The 16,651-nt window shown below is 66.1% G+C and carries 16 protein-coding genes; 7 read left to right on the top strand and 9 right to left on the bottom strand.

Annotated features, from left to right (window positions below):
- Nucleotides 1-6: 6 nt before the first annotated feature.
- From AC6LJW_RS21820 to AC6LJW_RS21790, 7 genes are all read left to right on the top strand, one after another.
- Nucleotides 7-1,491, top strand: a complete 1,485-nt coding sequence (locus tag AC6LJW_RS21820) for a DegQ family serine endoprotease (RefSeq protein WP_056568034.1) — start codon at nucleotides 7-9, stop codon at nucleotides 1,489-1,491.
- A gap of 290 nt (nucleotides 1,492-1,781) precedes the next feature.
- Nucleotides 1,782-3,575 (top strand): translation elongation factor 4, encoded by a 1,794-nt coding sequence (gene lepA / locus AC6LJW_RS21815; RefSeq protein ID WP_056568031.1) that lies wholly within the window; start codon nucleotides 1,782-1,784, stop codon nucleotides 3,573-3,575.
- Between the two features lie 22 nt (nucleotides 3,576-3,597).
- Nucleotides 3,598-4,485 carry a signal peptidase I gene (lepB, locus tag AC6LJW_RS21810; protein ID WP_498088236.1) on the top strand — a complete coding sequence of 296 codons (888 nt, stop codon included), beginning with the start codon at nucleotides 3,598-3,600 and terminating at the stop codon, nucleotides 4,483-4,485.
- A 2-nt stretch (nucleotides 4,486-4,487) separates the two neighbouring features.
- Complete coding sequence (gene rnc, locus AC6LJW_RS21805) at nucleotides 4,488-5,249, top strand: ribonuclease III (RefSeq protein WP_056568025.1); 762 nt, start codon at nucleotides 4,488-4,490, stop codon at nucleotides 5,247-5,249.
- Nucleotides 5,246-6,136, top strand: coding sequence for a GTPase Era (gene era / locus AC6LJW_RS21800; protein WP_056568023.1), 891 nt, complete (start codon nucleotides 5,246-5,248; stop codon nucleotides 6,134-6,136). Before rnc ends, era begins: the two co-directional genes overlap by 4 nt.
- Entirely contained in the window at nucleotides 6,129-6,716 is a 588-nt protein-coding gene (recO, locus tag AC6LJW_RS21795; RefSeq protein WP_056568020.1) for a DNA repair protein RecO, read from the top strand. The genes era and recO overlap by 8 nt, the downstream gene beginning before the upstream one ends.
- Before the next feature lie 16 nt (nucleotides 6,717-6,732).
- A complete protein-coding gene (locus AC6LJW_RS21790) occupies nucleotides 6,733-7,641 on the top strand; it encodes a LysR family transcriptional regulator (RefSeq protein ID WP_056568016.1) in 909 nt (302 codons plus the stop codon).
- Between the two features lie 8 nt (nucleotides 7,642-7,649).
- Here the strand turns inward: AC6LJW_RS21790 and AC6LJW_RS21785 are convergent, their stop codons facing one another.
- From AC6LJW_RS21785 to AC6LJW_RS21745, 9 genes are all read right to left on the bottom strand, one after another.
- On the bottom strand, nucleotides 7,650-8,762 hold the full coding sequence (locus tag AC6LJW_RS21785; protein ID WP_498088235.1) for a pyridoxal-phosphate dependent enzyme: 1,113 nt from the start codon (nucleotides 8,760-8,762) through the stop codon (nucleotides 7,650-7,652).
- A 3-nt stretch (nucleotides 8,763-8,765) separates the two neighbouring features.
- Entirely contained in the window at nucleotides 8,766-9,755 is a 990-nt protein-coding gene (locus AC6LJW_RS21780) for a M14 family metallopeptidase (protein WP_498088234.1), read from the bottom strand.
- Nucleotides 9,756-9,786: 31 nt separating this feature from the next.
- The gene (locus AC6LJW_RS21775; protein WP_056568008.1) at nucleotides 9,787-10,743 is read right to left on the bottom strand and encodes a Bug family tripartite tricarboxylate transporter substrate binding protein; all 957 of its coding nucleotides are present in this window, start codon (nucleotides 10,741-10,743) and stop codon (nucleotides 9,787-9,789) included.
- Between the two features lie 90 nt (nucleotides 10,744-10,833).
- On the bottom strand, nucleotides 10,834-12,123 hold the full coding sequence (locus AC6LJW_RS21770) for an NTP/NDP exchange transporter (protein ID WP_498088233.1): 1,290 nt from the start codon (nucleotides 12,121-12,123) through the stop codon (nucleotides 10,834-10,836).
- Nucleotides 12,124-12,127: 4 nt separating this feature from the next.
- A complete protein-coding gene (locus AC6LJW_RS21765) occupies nucleotides 12,128-13,045 on the bottom strand; it encodes an aldo/keto reductase (protein ID WP_056568005.1) in 918 nt (305 codons plus the stop codon).
- 156 nt (nucleotides 13,046-13,201) lie between these two features.
- Nucleotides 13,202-13,912 (bottom strand): Bax inhibitor-1/YccA family protein, encoded by a 711-nt coding sequence (locus tag AC6LJW_RS21760; RefSeq protein ID WP_056321955.1) that lies wholly within the window; start codon nucleotides 13,910-13,912, stop codon nucleotides 13,202-13,204.
- Nucleotides 13,913-14,057: 145 nt separating this feature from the next.
- Nucleotides 14,058-14,543 (bottom strand): hypothetical protein, encoded by a 486-nt coding sequence (locus AC6LJW_RS21755; protein WP_056568002.1) that lies wholly within the window; start codon nucleotides 14,541-14,543, stop codon nucleotides 14,058-14,060.
- A 67-nt stretch (nucleotides 14,544-14,610) separates the two neighbouring features.
- Entirely contained in the window at nucleotides 14,611-15,069 is a 459-nt protein-coding gene (locus tag AC6LJW_RS21750) for a DNA polymerase III subunit chi (protein ID WP_498088232.1), read from the bottom strand.
- Between the two features lie 22 nt (nucleotides 15,070-15,091).
- On the bottom strand, nucleotides 15,092-16,600 hold the full coding sequence (locus AC6LJW_RS21745) for a leucyl aminopeptidase (RefSeq protein WP_498088231.1): 1,509 nt from the start codon (nucleotides 16,598-16,600) through the stop codon (nucleotides 15,092-15,094).
- Nucleotides 16,601-16,651 lie beyond the last annotated feature (51 nt).

Below are 16,651 nucleotides of genomic sequence, written 5' to 3'. Positions count from 1 at the left end.
TGACATATGAAAGCAATGACGGTCTCGAACGCTTTTTTCCGGCGCTTTCTGGCGGCTGTCGCGGCGGGGACAATGCTGTCCACCGCCTACGTGCCGATAACGGTGGCGCAGACGGCGCCTGCCGCGGTCGGATTGCCCGACTTCACGGCCATCGTTGAAAAGGCCGATCCGGCCGTCGTCAACATCCGCACGACCGCCACGGTTCCCGTGCGCGGCGGCGGCAATGGTCCTGGCGGCAGCGATCCCTACGAACTGTTCCGCTGGTTCTTCGGTCCCGAATTCCAGCCGCCCGGCCAGCAATCGCCCAATCCGCGGCAGCGTCCGCAACCGACGCCGCCTGAAGAGCGCACCGTACCGCGCGGTGTGGGCTCGGGCTTCTTCGTGTCGGCTGACGGCTACATCCTGACCAACAATCACGTGGTTGTGGATGCGACGGACATCTATGTCACCCTGACCGACGGCCGCGAGTTCAAGGCCAAGGTCATCGGCACGGACGAGCGCACCGACGTGGCGCTCATCAAGATCGAAGCCAAGGACATGACGCCGCTCGTGATCGGCGATCCCAAGAAGCTCAAGAAGGGGCAGTGGGTGCTCGCCATCGGCTCGCCGTTCGGCCTGGATTCCACCGTCACTTCCGGCATCGTCAGCGCCATCGGCCGCGATACCGGCGAGTACCTGCCATTCATCCAGACTGACGTCGCGGTGAACCCCGGCAACTCGGGCGGCCCGCTGATCAACCTGGACGGCGAGGTCGTGGGCATCAATTCCCAGATCATCTCGCGTAGCGGCGGCTTCATGGGTATTTCGCTGGCCATTCCGATTGACGAAGCCATGCGCGTGGTCGACCAGTTGCGCACGACGGGCAAGGTCACGCGTGGCCGGGTTGGCGTGCAGATCGGCGAAGTCGGCAAGGATGTGGCCGAAGCCATCGGCCTGCCCAAGGCCGAAGGCGCGCTGGTCAGCAGCGTCGAAGCCGAGGGTCCTGCCGAACAGGCGGGCGTGCAGCCGGGCGACGTGATCCTGAAGTTCAACAAGGAACCGATCAAGCGCTGGTCCGACCTGCCGCGCATCGTCGGCGAGACCAAGCCGGGAACGCGCGCCGACATGGAAGTCTGGCGCAAGGGCAAGAGCATGACGCTGTCGGTCAAGGTCGGCGAGATCCCGACCGAGAAGGCAGCCGCCGCCGGCAAGAAGCCGGCGCCTGAGCCCGAGGTCACCAACGCGCTGGGTCTGGGCGTGATCGACGTGCCCGCCGATACCCAGAAGAAGCTGCGCATCAAGGGCGGCGTCCAGGTGAAGGTTGCTGACGGCGCGGCCGCCAAGGCTGGCCTGCAGGAAGGCGACATCGTGTTGGCGCTGAACGACACCGACGTGACCGGCGCCAAGCAGTTCGGCGAACTGGTCGCCAAGCTGGACAAGAGCCGCGCGACGGGCCTCCTGGTGCGCCGCGGTGACCAGACGCAATGGGTAGCGGTGCCTGCGTCCAAGTGATGACGGCCCGGACTGGCCGGCGCCCGCCCGGCGCCGCGGCCAGGCAAGGCATGGCGGAAAGCCGCCAGGTGCGGTCACCCCAGGGCGCTTTTTGTCCCAGGGCGCGCCCCGGGCAAAAAAAATGGCTCAAGACCGGCTAAAATGGCTGGTTGCCGCAAGAGGGGGCGCATGGCGCCCCCTCAGTTTTGTCCGGGCATTGCCCGTCAGCGCCTCACACGTCGGCCGTGCACATTCCGGCGGCGATGTCTCCCGGCAGTGTGCCGTCTGTTCCGTCCCTTATAAATTCAAGCATGCAGCATATCCGCAACTTTTCCATCATTGCCCACATCGATCACGGCAAGTCGACCCTGGCCGATCGCCTGATCCAGCGCTGCGGCGGACTGGCGGATCGCGAGATGTCGGCGCAGGTCCTCGATTCCATGGAAATCGAGCGCGAGCGCGGCATCACCATCAAGGCCCAGACGGCCGCCCTGCATTACAAGGCGCAGGACGGCAAGGTCTACAACCTGAACCTGATCGACACGCCGGGGCACGTGGACTTCTCGTATGAGGTGAGCCGCTCCCTGTCCGCCTGCGAAGGCGCGCTGCTGGTGGTGGACGCATCGCAGGGCGTGGAAGCGCAGACGGTGGCCAACTGCTACACCGCGATCGAGCTGGGCGTGGAAGTCGTGCCCGTGCTGAACAAGATGGACCTGCCGCAGGCCGATCCTGAAGGCGCCCGCCAGGAAGTCGAGGACGTCATCGGTATCGACGCCTCGGACGCCGTGCTGGCCAGCGCCAAGACCGGCATGGGCATCGACGAAATCCTTGAAACCATCGTCGCCCGCGTCCCCGCGCCCGAAGGCAATCCCGATGCGCCGCTGCAGGCGCTGATCATCGATTCGTGGTTCGACAACTACGTCGGCGTGGTCATGCTGGTGCGCATCATCAACGGCGTGCTCAAGCCCAAGGACAAGATCCTGCTGATGGCGTCCGGCGCCACCCACCTGTGCGAGCAGACGGGCGTGTTCACGCCCAAGTCGCAGCAGCGTCCGCATCTGTCGGCGGGCGAGGTGGGCTTCATCATTGCCGGCATCAAGCAACTCGAAGACGCCAAGGTCGGCGACACCGTCACCCTGGCCAACAAGCCGGCCGCGGGCCCGCTGCCGGGCTTCAAGGAAGTCAAGCCGCAGGTGTTTGCCGGGCTGTATCCGGTCGAAAGCTCCGAATACGACCAACTGCGCGATTCGCTCGAAAAGCTGAAGCTCAACGATGCCGCGCTGATGTTCGAACCCGAAGTCTCGCAAGCGCTGGGCTTTGGTTTCCGCTGCGGCTTTCTTGGCCTCTTGCACATGGAAATCGTGCAGGAGCGCCTGGAACGCGAATTCGACATGGACATCATCACCACCGCGCCGTCGGTGGTGTACGAGGTCGAGCAGCGCGATGGCTCCGTGATCACCGTGGAAAGCCCGTCCCGCATGCCCGAGATCGGCAAGATCCAGGACATCCGCGAGCCCATCGTGAAGGTCACGCTGTTCATGCCGCAGGACTACGTCGGTCCGGTCATGACGCTGTGCAACAACAAGCGCGGCGTGCAGGTCAACATGAGCTACCACGGCCGCCAGGTTCACCTGGTGTACGAGATCCCGCTGGCCGAGATCGTGCTGGACTTCTTCGACAAGCTGAAGTCCGTGTCGCGGGGCTATGCCTCGATGGACTACGAATTCCTGGAATACCGCTCCGCGGATGTGGTGCGTGTGGACCTGCTGATCAACAACGACCGCGTCGATGCGCTGGCCGTCATCGTCCACCGCAGCAATGCGCGCCACCGTGCGCGCGATGTGGTCACCCGAATGCGCGGCCTGATCCCGCGCCAGATGTTCGACGTGGTCATCCAGGCTGCCATCGGCGCCGAAATCATCGCGCGCGAGAACGTAAAGGCGCTGCGCAAGAACGTGCTGGCCAAGTGCTACGGCGGCGACATCTCGCGCAAGAAGAAGCTGCTGGAAAAGCAGAAGGCGGGCAAGAAGCGCATGAAGCAGGTGGGCAGCGTGGAAATTCCGCAGGAGGCGTTCCTTGCCATCCTGCAGGTGGAAGACAAATAGAACCCCAGAAGGCGATTAGCTGATGAGTTGGAACTTTGCCCTGATCCTTTTTATTCTGCTGGTGCTTACCGGCGTTATCTGGGTGCTCGATCTGGCGGTGCTGCGCAAGGGGCGCGAGCGCCGCGCGCAGGCTGCGATGGCACAGTACGACGCGGCACTGGTGGGCGACGCGCAAGAGGCCGAGCGCCTGCGGCGCGAAGCCGGCGACGCTGCGCGGCGCGTGCCCTGGTGGGTCGAGTACGCGGTCAGCTTCTTTCCCGTCATCCTGTTCGTGTTCATGCTGCGCTCGTTCGTGGTCGAGCCGTTCCGCATTCCGTCCGGCTCGATGCTGCCCACGCTGCAATCCGGCGACCTGATCCTGGTGAACAAGTTCAGCTACGGGCTGCGCCTGCCGGTGATCGACAAGAAGATCATTCCCATCGGCGAACCGAAGCGTGGCGACGTGTTCGTGTTCCGGTATCCGGTCGATCCGAACGTCGATTACATCAAGCGCGTGGTGGGCCTGCCGGGCGACGAAATCGCATACATCGACAAGAAGCTCTATGTCAATGGTGAATTGGTCCCGCACGTGCGTGATGGTGACTATTTCGAGCCGGATCGTGTGTCGTACATCGCGCAATATAAAGAGAAATTGGGCGACGTTGAGCACAAGATCCTGCTGGAAGAGAAGACTCCGCAGGTGTATGCGGCGCAGAATTGGACTTTTCCGTACCGCCAAAACTGCCAATACAGCCACAATGGGGTACGCTGCAAAGTACCCGAAGGGAATTATTTCGCCATGGGCGATAATCGGGACAACAGCGCGGACAGCCGATATTGGGGCTTCGTTCCGGAAGCCAACATCGTCGGCCGCGCTTTCTTCATCTGGATGAACTTCAGCGATCTGAGCCGCATCGGCCGATTCAACTGATTATGTCGCTAGCCACGCTAGAAAATCGCCTCGATCACCACTTCGGTGATGCGGCCTTGCTTGAACAGGCGCTGACGCACCGCAGCCACGGTGCGCGCCACAACGAGCGGTTGGAATTCCTTGGGGATTCCGTACTGAACTTCGTTGTGGCGGCGATGCTGTTCGAACGCTATTCAAAAATCGACGAAGGCGATCTGTCGCGTCTGCGGGCCAACCTGGTCAAGCAGGCGTCGCTGGCGGATATCGCCCAGCGCCTTGAGCTGTCCCAATACCTGCGCCTGGGCGAGGGCGAGCTCAAGAGCGGCGGATTCCGCCGGCCGTCCATCCTGGCCGACACGGTCGAAGCCATTTTTGGCGCCGTATTTCTGGATGCGGGTTTCGAGGCGGCGCGCCGCGTGATCGTGCGCCAGTACCAGCCGGTGCTGGCGTCCGTGGATCCCAAGACGCTCGGCAAGGACGCCAAGACGTTGCTGCAGGAATTCCTGCAGGGCCGCAAGCTGGCCCTGCCGTTGTATACGGTGGTGGCCACGCATGGCGCGGCCCACAGCCAGCAGTTCGAAGTCGAGTGCGCCATTCCGGCGCTCGATATCAAGGTAATGGCGCCTGGCGCCAGCCGCCGCGCCGCCGAGCAGTCGGCCGCCAAGCTGGCGCTCGAGGCCGCGCTGGCCGTCAGCCCGGCCCCCAAGGCTGCCCGCAAGTCGGGCAAGGCGCGCAAAACCGCGCAATTGTCGCTGCCCGTGGCAGTGGCTCAAGAGACTAAATGAGCGATACCCCTTTTCGTACCGGCTTCGTTGCCATCGTTGGCCGCCCCAATGTGGGCAAATCCACGCTGACGAACGCCCTGATCGGTTCCAAGATCTCCATCGTGTCCCGCAAGGCGCAGACCACGCGCCACCGCATTCACGGTGTGCTGACGCGCGAGCACGAGCAGTTTGTGTTTGTCGACACCCCAGGTTTCCAGACGCGCCATGGCGGCGCGATGAACCGCATGATGAACCGCGTCGTCACGCAGGCCCTGGCCGACGTGGACGTGGTGGTGCATGTGGTTGAAGCCGGGAAGTGGTCTGAGGGCGACGCCAAGCTGCTGCCGCTGTTGCCCAACCCCGAGCGCACGATTCTGGTCGTCTCCAAGATCGACGCCCTGAAGAACCGCGACGATCTGTTCGGGTTCGTATCCAAGATCATGGCGCTGCACCCGTTCGGCGCCGTGGTGCCGGTCAGCGCCACCAAGAATCAGCAACTGGATCAGTTGCTTGAGGAAATCGCATCGCGCCTGCCGGAAGGCGAGCCGATGTTCGAGGAAGACACCCTGACCGACCGTCCCATGCGCTTCATCGCCGCCGAACTCGTGCGCGAGAAGATCTTCCGCCTGGTGGGCGACGAACTGCCGTACGGCTGCACGGTCGTCATCGAGCAATGGGAAGAGACCGCCAAGGGCGCCACCATCAACGCCTGTGTCGTCGTCGAACGCGACAGCCACAAGCCCATCCTGCTGGGCACGGGCGGCATGCACATGAAGCGGATCGCCACGGAGGCGCGGCAGGACATTGCCAAGCTGCTGGACAAACCCGTGCATCTGGAGGTCTATATCAAGGTGCGCAAGGGCTGGTCCGACCGCGAGGGTGCGCTGCGCGATCTGGGTTATGAGTAGACGGGCGCCACGCGTCCAGGATCGACCAGGGTTCATGCTCCACGCCACGGCGTGGCGTGAAACTTCCCTGATTGTCCAAACTTTTTCTCGCGATCACGGCTGCGTGGCCATGGTCGCCAAGGGCGCCAAGCGCCCTTATTCCGTTTTGCGCCCCGTGTTGTCGGCCTTTCAGCCGCTGCTCCTGTCCTGGACCGGCAACGGCGAGGTCAAGACGCTGACGCGCGCCGAGATTGCCGGCATCCGGCCGCTGGCCGGCGCCGCGCTGATGTCGGCGTGGTACATGAACGAACTGCTGCTGCGCCTGTTGCCGCGCGAGGACGCGCATCCGCTGTTGTTCGACGCGTATGACATGGCCTTGCAGCAACTGTCTGCGGGCACCCGCGCGGCCGGAGCGCTGCGCCGCTTCGAATGGACCTTGCTGCGCGAGACGGGCTACGGTGTCGACGAGGCGCCGCCCGATTTCGACGACCCCACCATCGAGCCCGCGCTGCGCAGCGACCTGCGCGCGCGCCTGGCCGAGATTCTGGCGGGTCGTCCGCTGTCCACGCGGCGCGTGCTGCTGGACCTGCAACGTATCTGATTGCGGCGCCGGCCTCATGACGTTCACGCTCAAACAGGTCGAAACCTTCCGCACCGTCTACGAGACGGAAAGCGTCACCGCCGCCGCACGGCGCCTGGACGTGTCGCCCGCCACCGTCAGCGCGACGCTGGCCGCGCTGGAAGCCAGCATCGAGTTGCGCCTGTTCGAGCGCGTGCGCCAGCGCATGCAGCGCACGCCCGAAGCCACGTTGCTTTACGAAGAGATCCGCCGCCTGAATGTCGGCCTGGAAAGCCTGGGACGCAAGATCCGGGCGATCCGCGGGGCAGCGCAGCCGCGGCTGCGCATCGGCTGCATTCACGCCTACAGCGGTGCGATCGTCAGCGATGCGATTTCGCGCTTTCGCGTGCGCTACCCCGATACGCCGCTGTACTTGCAGATCCGCGACTCCAATACCCTGCGCGACATGGTGGTGTCGGGGGAACTGGACCTGGCGGCGGTGGCCGATGAGTCCGAACTCGAGGGGCTGCGCGGGCATCGTCTGGCCAGCCTGCGCGCGGTGGCGGTGTTTCCCGCCGGACATGCGCTGACGCGCCTGGAATCGGTGAATTTTTCGCAGCTGGCCGAGGTCGATGTGATCGCGCTGAACGCCGAGGACGGTTCGCGCAAGCGGCTGGACGCGCTCTTGCGTCAGGCTGGTCAAAGCCTGCGCGTGGCGATCGAGACGCCGTATTCCAGCACCGTGTGTCAGCTTGCTCTGGCCGGGCACGGGGTGGGCATCGCCAACCCGGCGACGGCGCTGGGCATGGAGGCCATGGGCCTCACTTACCGGCCACTGGCGGCACCCGTGCATTTCGAATGCCACATGATCGTGCACGGCAGCCGCCCGTTGTCCGAAGCCGGCAAGTTCTGGGCGACGTGCCTGCGTGGCGCACTGGCGCCGCTGGTCGAACGGTTCGGCGTCTAGCGCGGGAATCAGCCCCGGCGACCGTCCGACGTCAGCATCAGCACCACGTTCGATTCCGCATCCAGCCTGCCGGCCCGCCTGAGCCGCGCCATGGCCGCCAGCGCGGCGGCCGACGACAGTTCCGCGCCCAGTCCCATGCGTTCCAGACGTTGCCGCGCCTCAACCGCTTGCGCGTCGGACGTCTCCACCGGCATGCCTCCAGACCGTGACAGCGCTTCCAGTGCTTGCAGCGTGCACGTGCCGCCCGCAATGGAATACTGCTGGGTCGCGCTTTCCCATTGGCCGCGCGCATCGCCGGTTTCCAGCGCGCGCGACAGGCGGGCGTAGGGTTCCACCGCGTGCAGCCGGGGGAGGCGGGCGATGCGCCCGGTCTGAAGTAGATGCTGCCAGCCCAAAAAGATGCCCCACAGCAGGTCGCCGCGCGCCGTCGGGACGATGATGTCCGTGGGCAGCCCGCATTCGTCCAGGATTTCCTGGGCGATCGGCTTGTACCCCTCGACGCCGTACGGATGCGTACCCACCGGCGGATTCAGATAATTGGTGCCCGCGAACGCGCCGTGGTTGCGGCACAGATCGGCCACGTACGGCCAGCGGCCCAGGCTGTCCTCGAAGGCGCGCAGCCGCGCGCCAAAGCGCTCCATGGCCTCGCGCTGCAGCGGCGGACAATTGCGGGTGATGGCGATGTCGGCCTGCAAGCCGGCCGCTGCGCAGTAGGCGGCCAGCGACACGCCCGCGTTGCCGCTGGAGGCCGCGGCAACACGCGTGGCCCCAGCCAGGCGGGCGCGCGAGACCAGTTGCGCCGACATGCGGTCCTTGTGGCTGCCGGTGGGATTGGCGCTTTCGCACTTGAGCCACAGCGCGCCCACGCCTTCTTCCCGCGCCAGTTCGGGCGCGGACACGCATGGGGTGCTGCCTTCGCCCAACGTCACGGCAGAAAGCACCGGCAGGGGCATGGCTTCGTCCCGCGCCGTTGCGTCAACGTTTGCGTCGTATTGGCACTCCAGCGTGGCGGGATGGTCGGCCGCCAGGCACGCGGGGCAGCCTTCGGGATAGTCGCCGGTGGGCCACAGGGTTGCGCAGCGGATGCAGCGCATGCTGGTCAATCGGGGGTTCATCTGCATGGGTCAGTATTTTGATGCAAGAGAGTCCAAGGGGAGGGCGCTCGCCACCTGCAACAGGCAATCGCCATCGTCGCTGCGGGCGATAGGCCGCAAGCAGACGACGGTGCCCGCCTGCGGGCTGAGCAGGGGGCGCGGCGGGGCGTCGGGCCGTGCCGGTTCGATGAGGCGGCCAATGGGCTGCTGCGCGGCCACGGATTGGCCCAGCTCCACGGCGGGCACGAATACGCCGGACTCGCGGGCGCGCAGCGTCGCGGCGGGGGCGTCCAGATCGTAGAGGCGGACTTCCGCGTCCTGGGCGGCGTGTGGGCGCGCACGAGGGGTGAGCAGTCCCAATTCCGCCAGGCAGCCAAGCAGCCCGTCGCGGCAGCGGTCCACCAGCGACTGGCTGGTTTCCCGGCCGCCGCCGATCTCGGCAGAGAGCCGCAGCACGCCGTGCCGGCTGGCCGCCGCCGGCATGGAGCCGGCTTCGCCGCCGCGAAAGAACACGCAGTCGGGCAGTCCAAATGCCCGAGCGAGCGCCGGCAGGCGATCGTCATAGGCATCGTTGCCATGGCGCGTGATGACCGAGGACGGCAGGTAGCGCAGTGACGCGCCGCCGCTGTGCACGTCGACCATGGCCTGCACCCGGGAAAGCAGCCGGGCCTCCAAGGCCGCCGCGATGCTTTCGGTGTAGCCGCGCGCCGGCGCGCCCAGAAAAGCGCGATTCAGGTTGCCGCCGTCGGACGGCGACAGCCGCGTGCCGGCAAGTGACGCTTCCGCATTGACTGCGGGAAGCAGATAGACGGTGCCGCGTTGCAGGATTTCCGGCAACTGATGCCACAGGTCCAGGATGGCGGCCTGCCCCTCCCATTCGTCGCCATGGACGCCGGCGATGAGCGCGACGGCAGGCCCCGGGCCCGCCTCGATCCGCAGCACTGGAATCGTGACGCGCCGGTAAGCCGACGTATTGGTGGCGGCGGCCACGGAGAAATCCTCGCGGGTTACGTTGGCCATGCGGCGGCTCCGTTGGGGGTTGGCGCGCGGTTCAATCCAGCGTGGCGGCCTTGATGATGCTTTCCCACTTGGGCAGCTCCTTTTTGATCTGGGCCTGAACATCCTGCGGCGTGCCGCCCAGGGGTTCCTGCGAGCGGCTGCGCAACTCGCGGCTCACGGCGTCCGAGCGCAACGCCTGATTCATCGCGGCGTTCAACCGCGAGATCGCGGCAGTGGGCGTGCCTGCGGGTGCAACCAGCGCGCTCCACGCGGACTGCTCGTACTCGGGGTAGCCCTGTTCGGCCACGGTCGGCACATCGGGGTTGGACGCGGCGCGCTTGCGGGTGGTGACGGCGAGTGCGCGCAGGCGCCCGTCCTTCAAGTTGCCGATCAAGGGCGGCAGATTTTCCATCATGGAATCCACATGGCCGCCCAGCAGGTCCGAGAGCTGCGCGGCCGTGGCCTTGTAGGGAATCTGGCGAACCGCGGCGCCGGTCTGGGCGATGAACAGCTTGACGCCGACCTCGCTGGTCGTGCCTGGATCGGCCGACGTCATGGTCAGGCGGTCCGGCTGCGCCCGGCTGGCGTCGATGAAGCCTTTCAGGTCGCGGTACGGCGACGCGGCATTCACGACAATCACGTTGGGCGTCTCGGCGACCAGGCCAATGGGTTTGAGATCGCGGTCCAGGTCGTAAAGCTGCTGCTTGAACAGGTACCGGTGCAACACCAGCGTGCCGACATGGGCATAGCCGATGGTGTAGCCGTCCGCGGGCGCCCGGACCACGGCTTGCGTGCCGATTCGGCCGCCTGCGCCCACGCGGTTTTCGACGACGACCGGCTGGCCCAGCAGCCGGCTCATCTCCTGACCAATGAGGCGAGCGGTGATATCGGCATTGCCGCCCGCGGCGGCCGGCACGATCAGCGTGATGGCGCGTTCGGGGTAGTCGGCGTGCGCGTGCGGCGCGGCAAGGCAAAGCAACAGGGCGGCAAGGCTGGCGGTGCGTTTCATGACGATTCCCGAGGCGTTGAGGGCTGCGCCATTGTGCGACCGGCAATCGATATTTCCGTTTGGCTAAATCAGATGGTTGTTTAGAAAAAACTAATTCAAGTCGCCGTTTTGCCGATCGGCCTGTTTACCCAGTCCATATCCCACGGCGGCCGCGCCCAGCGCCACGACGGCGCCCAACAGCGCGATCAACGCCGCGCCGTAGCCCAGCATGTCAATGCCCGCCTTGACCCAGCCGCTGGCGGCATCGCCGCCGCGATAGACGACGGTGTCGATGACGTTCTTTGTCTTGTATTTGTCTTCCGGCGTGACTGCCGTGAACAGCATCTCGCGCCCGGGCCGGATCAGCGCATACTCGCCGGCGCGGCGCAGGATCATGGCGGCCGCCAGCACGGCGAACACGGGGAACGCAGCCAGCGCCAGGAACGCAAGCGCGACCGCCAAGGGCACCGCGGTCAGCAGGAACCGCAACCCGAGGCGGGCGGCCACGCGCCCGGTGATGAAGATCTGCGACAGCAGCGCCAGCGCCTGCACGGTGAAATCCAGGGCGCTGAAGACCCGGATGCGCTGGGCCGTGTCGGGAAACGCATCGGCGACCAGCCGCGCCTGTTCCATGTACAGGAACGTGTTCAGCGTGGCCAGCAGCACGACAAGCAGCGAAATGCCCAGCAGGTACCGGGACTGGAAGATGCGCGCCAGCCCGGCCAGGATGCCGCCTTCGATGGGGCGCTGCATGTCCTTCCGGCCGACGTCCGGGCGGGAGGCGGCGCGCCATGCCAGCAGCCATTGCTTGAGCGGCAGCGTGGCGGTCAGCAGCAGAGCCGACAGCACGAGCAGGCCCGCCGGACCCAGCACACCAGCGAGCAGCGCGCCCAGCAGCGGGCCGCTCAGGCCGCCCGCGCTGGCGCCCGCTGCGATCAGCGCGAACAGCCGCTTGGCCGATTCCATGCGGAACACGTCGGCCATCAGGCTCCAGGCGATGGACACGACGAACAGGTTGAACACCGACAGCCAGACATAGAACGCGCGCGCCGCCCAGACGCTGCCGGGTTGCTGGTGGAGCAGGGCGGCAAAACCCACCATGGTCAGTGCGAAAAGCGCGTAGACCCAGGTCACCAGCGTCGCACGCGGCACGCGGGTGGCGATCCAGCCGAACAGCGGCACGACGGCCAGGGTGGCAAGAAAGGTGGCGGTGAACAGCCATTGCAACTGATTGACGCCCGCCTGGATCCCCATCGTTTCGCGGATGGGGCGCAGCATGAAATAGCCGCAGAAAAGGAAGAAGAAAAACGCGAAGCCGCAGGCGGCCGGGGCGAGTTCGTCCTCTTGGATCCCCAGCGCCCGCGACATACGGGCGCGCCAGGACAGGGGGGCGGCCGCCATGGCGTCAGGCGAGCAGCGCGGCAATGCGGTCGCGCAGGGCGGCGTCGGGCTGGCGGCCAAAGCCGGCGCGGGCGTTGTCCGCCATGTTGGCGGGCTTGGACGTGGCGGGGATGACGGCCGTGACGGCGGGATGGCCGATGATGAACTTCAGGAAGATCTGCGCCCAGGACGTGCAGTCGATCTCGTCGGCAAGCTTGGGCAGCGCCACGCCCTTGACCTGGCGGAACAGCGCGCCATCCTCGAACGGACGGTTGATCAGCACGGCGACGCCGTTGGCCTGGCAGGCGGGCAGCAGGCGCTTTTCAGCGCTGCGCGAGGCGATCGACAGGTTCACCTGCAGGAAGTCGGGCTTTTCCTTTTCGACCAGCTCGGTCAGATCGTCGTGGGCATGGTCCGTGTAATGCGTGATGCCGATGTAGCGCGTCACGCCCTGCTGTTTCAGGTCGCGCAGCAGGGCGAGCTGGTTGCGCGTATCGATCAGGTTGTGCACCTGGATCAGGTCCAGCTTATCGCTGCGCAGCGCCTCTTGCGACTGCCGCACCTGGCGCATCGCGGAGTCGTGGCCGCGTGTGCTGATTTTGGTGGCCAGGAACACGCGCTTGCGCAGGCCGCCATCGCGAGCCAGCAGGGCACCGGTGACGGCCTCGGCCTCGCCGTAGCTGGGCGCCGTGTCGATCAGCGTGCCGCCTGCCTTCAGGAGCGTTTCAAGCACCTGGGCCAGCGGCGCCATGGCCGACGCGTCGCCCGGGGATACATTGAAGGTGTCTGCGGTGCCCAGCCCCACGACCGGCAGCGTTTCGCCCGTCGACGGGATGGGGCGTTTGAGCATGGCCTGCGCCGGATCGGCCGCCCATGCCGGCCAGGCGGTTCCGAGGAGGGCAGCGCTGGCGGCGGTCTGGAGGAAGCGGCGGCGATCGGGCATGGCGGGGCTCCGGGCGGGAAGAAGTGACAGGCGGGCCAAAGAAAAAGGGCCAAAGAAAAAGGGCCAAAGAAAAAGGGCCAAAGAAAAAGGGCCAAAGAAAAAGGGCCCACATGTTGTGCATGCAGGCCCTCTCGGTGCTGGTCTGGCGACGGCGCGTTACTCGCGGTTGCCGCCGAAGATGCCCAGCAGCATCAGCAGGTTCGAGAAGACGTTGTAGACGTCCAGGTAGATGGCCAGCGTGGCGGAGACGTAGTTGGTCTCGCCGCCGTTGACCACGCGCTGCAGGTCAACCAGCATGAACGCCGAGAAGATCACGATGGCGAGCACCGAGATGGTCAGCATCAGGGCCGGCAGTTGCAGGAAGATGTTGGCCAGCGCGGCGACCAGGATCACGACGGCGCCGATGAACAGGAATTTCTGCAGTCCCGACAGATCGCGTTTGATGGTCGTGGCCAGGGTGGCCATGGTGCCGAACACGATTGCGGTGCCGCCGAATGCCGTCATGACGAGCTGCGAGCCGTTGCTCATGCCCATCACGAAGCCCAGCAGGCGCGAAAGCATGACGCCCATGAAGAACGTGAAGGCCAGCAGCAGGACGACGCCCAGCGAGCTGTTCTTGTTCTTTTCGATGGCGAACATCAGGCCGAAAGCGCCGACCAGGAAGACGATGGCCGACAGACCGGGGCTGGCGCCCATGACGCGGTTGATGCCGGTGTAGAGGCCGACCGCCGCGCCCAGCACCGTCGGGATCAGCGACAGGGCCAGAAGCCAGTAGGTGTTGCGCAGGACCTGGTTGCGAGCGACCTCGCCCGGCGCGCCGGCGACAGCGCCGGAACGGTTAAAAGGGGACGGACGATATTCGTTCATGGAGAACTCCTGTATACGGCAAATATGGTGATTGCCTAGAAGGCTTAGATGCGAAGGATACCTTACAGTTCCCTGAAGAATCCAGTTCGCGAAAGAAGTAGGACTGGCCGTTGCCGGGCAAATTGGTCCTGCACATGGACGAAGGTCACCCCCGTCGAACTTCATGGAGCACACGGGAAACAATAGCAGGCAATTCCGCATCCATGCGCGCCTGAAGCTGCTTGATGGCGTCGGCAAGCGCCTGCTGCATGAGCTGTTCGACCTCGGCCTGCAGGCGCGCGGCGAGCACGGTGGCGTCGGGCAGGGGCCTGGTCGGTGCGGGGGCGGTGGCCGGCGAAGGCGCCACTGCCGGCACTGCCGCCGGGGTTGCCGCTGGCGCGGCAAGCGGGTTTGCCGCTGGCTCGGACGTCCGCGAGACCGGCAACGCCGGCGGCTCGTCCTCGTCCGCCACGTCCGTCAGGACGGGAAACGGGTCATGTTCATACGGGTCATTTTCATACACAGGACCGGCCTCGTCGGCCAGTTCGGTCAAGAGCGGCGCATCGGCGTCGTCGTCGGCCGGGTCGTGGAACGAGGGTTCGGCCCGATGGGTCAGGGTAGGAATGCCGGGATCGGATGGGCGAGCGGGCATGGAAACTCCCGAGATTCTGGTGGGCGCGGCGCGCGTGGGGCGGTTCAGCCGCCTTGGGCGTTGCCGCTCAAGGCGTGGCCTTGCGGCTCAGGTCGTGGCTTTGCGGCGTATGACCGGCTGTCAGGTAGGTCCGCCAGCGCTGCCGGGCCGCCTGTTTGTCTTCGGGGTCGTCGGAGACGATTTCCAGCAGACGTTCGAAAGCATCGAATCCGGGCGGGCAATCGTCGTCCAGGTTCATCAGCCAAGGCTGCGGCTGGTCGGGTTGCCCCGCCGCCTGCAAGGCCTGCAGCGGGTCCCCGGCGGTGAGGACCACCGGGGTTTCAGCGGCCAGCGGATCGTTTGCCAGCACATGCGGCACGAAGGCCGTGTCGTCGAACGCCCACAGCATGCGGTCGAACGCGGACAGCCGCGAACCGTCTTTACAGTACACCACCAGCCGCTGGCCAGCCAGGACGCGCTTGCGCACGACCTGGCAGGCCATGCGCAGGCGGTCCGGCGCGCCGAAGGCGAAGTCGATGCGCGTCATGGGGCGGTCGGCGTCAGGCGTTTCAAGCCTGGTCCAGCAGGTATTGCATCAGGAGCGGGACCGGACGGCCGGTCGCGCCCTTGTCCTTGCCGCCGCGCCAGGCGGTGCCGGCGATGTCCAGATGCGCCCAGGGATAGGCCTTGGCGAAGCGGGACAGGAAGCAGGCGGCGGTGACCGCGCCGGCCGGAGGGCCGCCGATGTTGGCGAGGTCGGCGAAGTTGGACTTGAGCTGTTCCTGGTAGGCGTCGTCCATGGGCATGCGCCATGCCGTGTCCAGCGAGCGGCGGCCGGCCGAGGCCAGTGCGTCAGCCAGCGCGTCGTCCTTGGAGAACAGGCCCGTGTTGACGTTGCCCAGCGCCACGACGCAGGCGCCGGTCAGCGTGGCGATGTCGATCACGGCCGACGGCTTGAAGCGTTCGGCGTAGGTGAGGGCGTCGCACAGGACCAGGCGGCCTTCGGCGTCGGTATTCAGGATTTCGATGGTCAGGCCGGCCATGCTGGTGACCACGTCGCCCGGCTTGTTGGCCTTGCCGCTGGGCAGGTTCTCGCACGCGGGGATCAGGCCGACGACGTCCAGCGGCAGTTCGAGCTCGGCCAGGGCGCGGAACGAACCCAGCACGCTGGCGGCGCCGCACATGTCGTACTTCATTTCGTCCATGGTGGCCGCAGGCTTGAGCGAGATGCCGCCGGCGTCGAACGTGATGCCCTTGCCGACCAGCACGATCGGACCCTGCGCGGCCTTGGCGCCCTTTTTGGCGGCCTTGGCGCCGGCGTGGCGCAGCACGATGAAGCGCAGCGCTTCCTCGGAGCCGCGCGCAACAGACAGGAACGAGCCCATGCCCAGTGCTTCGACCTGCTTGCGGTCCAGAACCTCGACCTTCAGCGACTTGAATTCGCGCGCCAGGCGCTTGGCGGTGTCGCCCAGATACGTGGGCGTGCAGATGTTGCCCGGCAGGTTGCCCAGCGTGCGGGTCAGCTCCATGCCGTTGGCGATGGCGCTGCCTTCGCGCAGGCCTTTCTGAGCCTGTGCCGCGTCGGCGCGCTCGACGACCTGCACGATCTTCTTGAGCTTGGGGCGCGCGTCGCGGTCGGGTTTGCCGAAGCTGGCGTCGTAGTGGTAGACCGCGCTGCCGGCCGCGATCGCGGCGCTGCGGGCGCGCGCAATGAGGTCGGTGCCGGCGATGGGATTGGCGAGGAGCGTGGACACGCCTTCGGTAAGCTGGGCAGCGACGCAGGACGCGGCGAATGCCTGCTCGGCCGACGCATGGGTGCGGGCCGAGTATTCTTCCTGCTTGCCCAGACCGACCAGGACCACGCGTTGCGCGGTGACACCCGGCAGCGTGCGCAGGGTCAGCGTCGCGCCGGCGCGGCCGCGGAATTCGCTTTTGACCACCGCACGTACGGCGCCGTTGGAAGCGCGGTCGATGATGTCGGCGGCGGGGCTCAACACGCCGTCCGCGTACACGCCGACGGCAAGGGCCGCGGTTTTGACCTGGTGCAGGGAAGCGGTGGTCTGTGTGCTAAATTCCATGAGGGTTTCCCGTGTGCGTCTGTGTATGATGCGGTCGATTATCCCGCATAT

The sequence above is a fragment of the Achromobacter sp. 1012554356 genome, from assembly GCF_059760815.1.
This window is presented reverse-complemented; position numbering and strand designations above follow the sequence as displayed.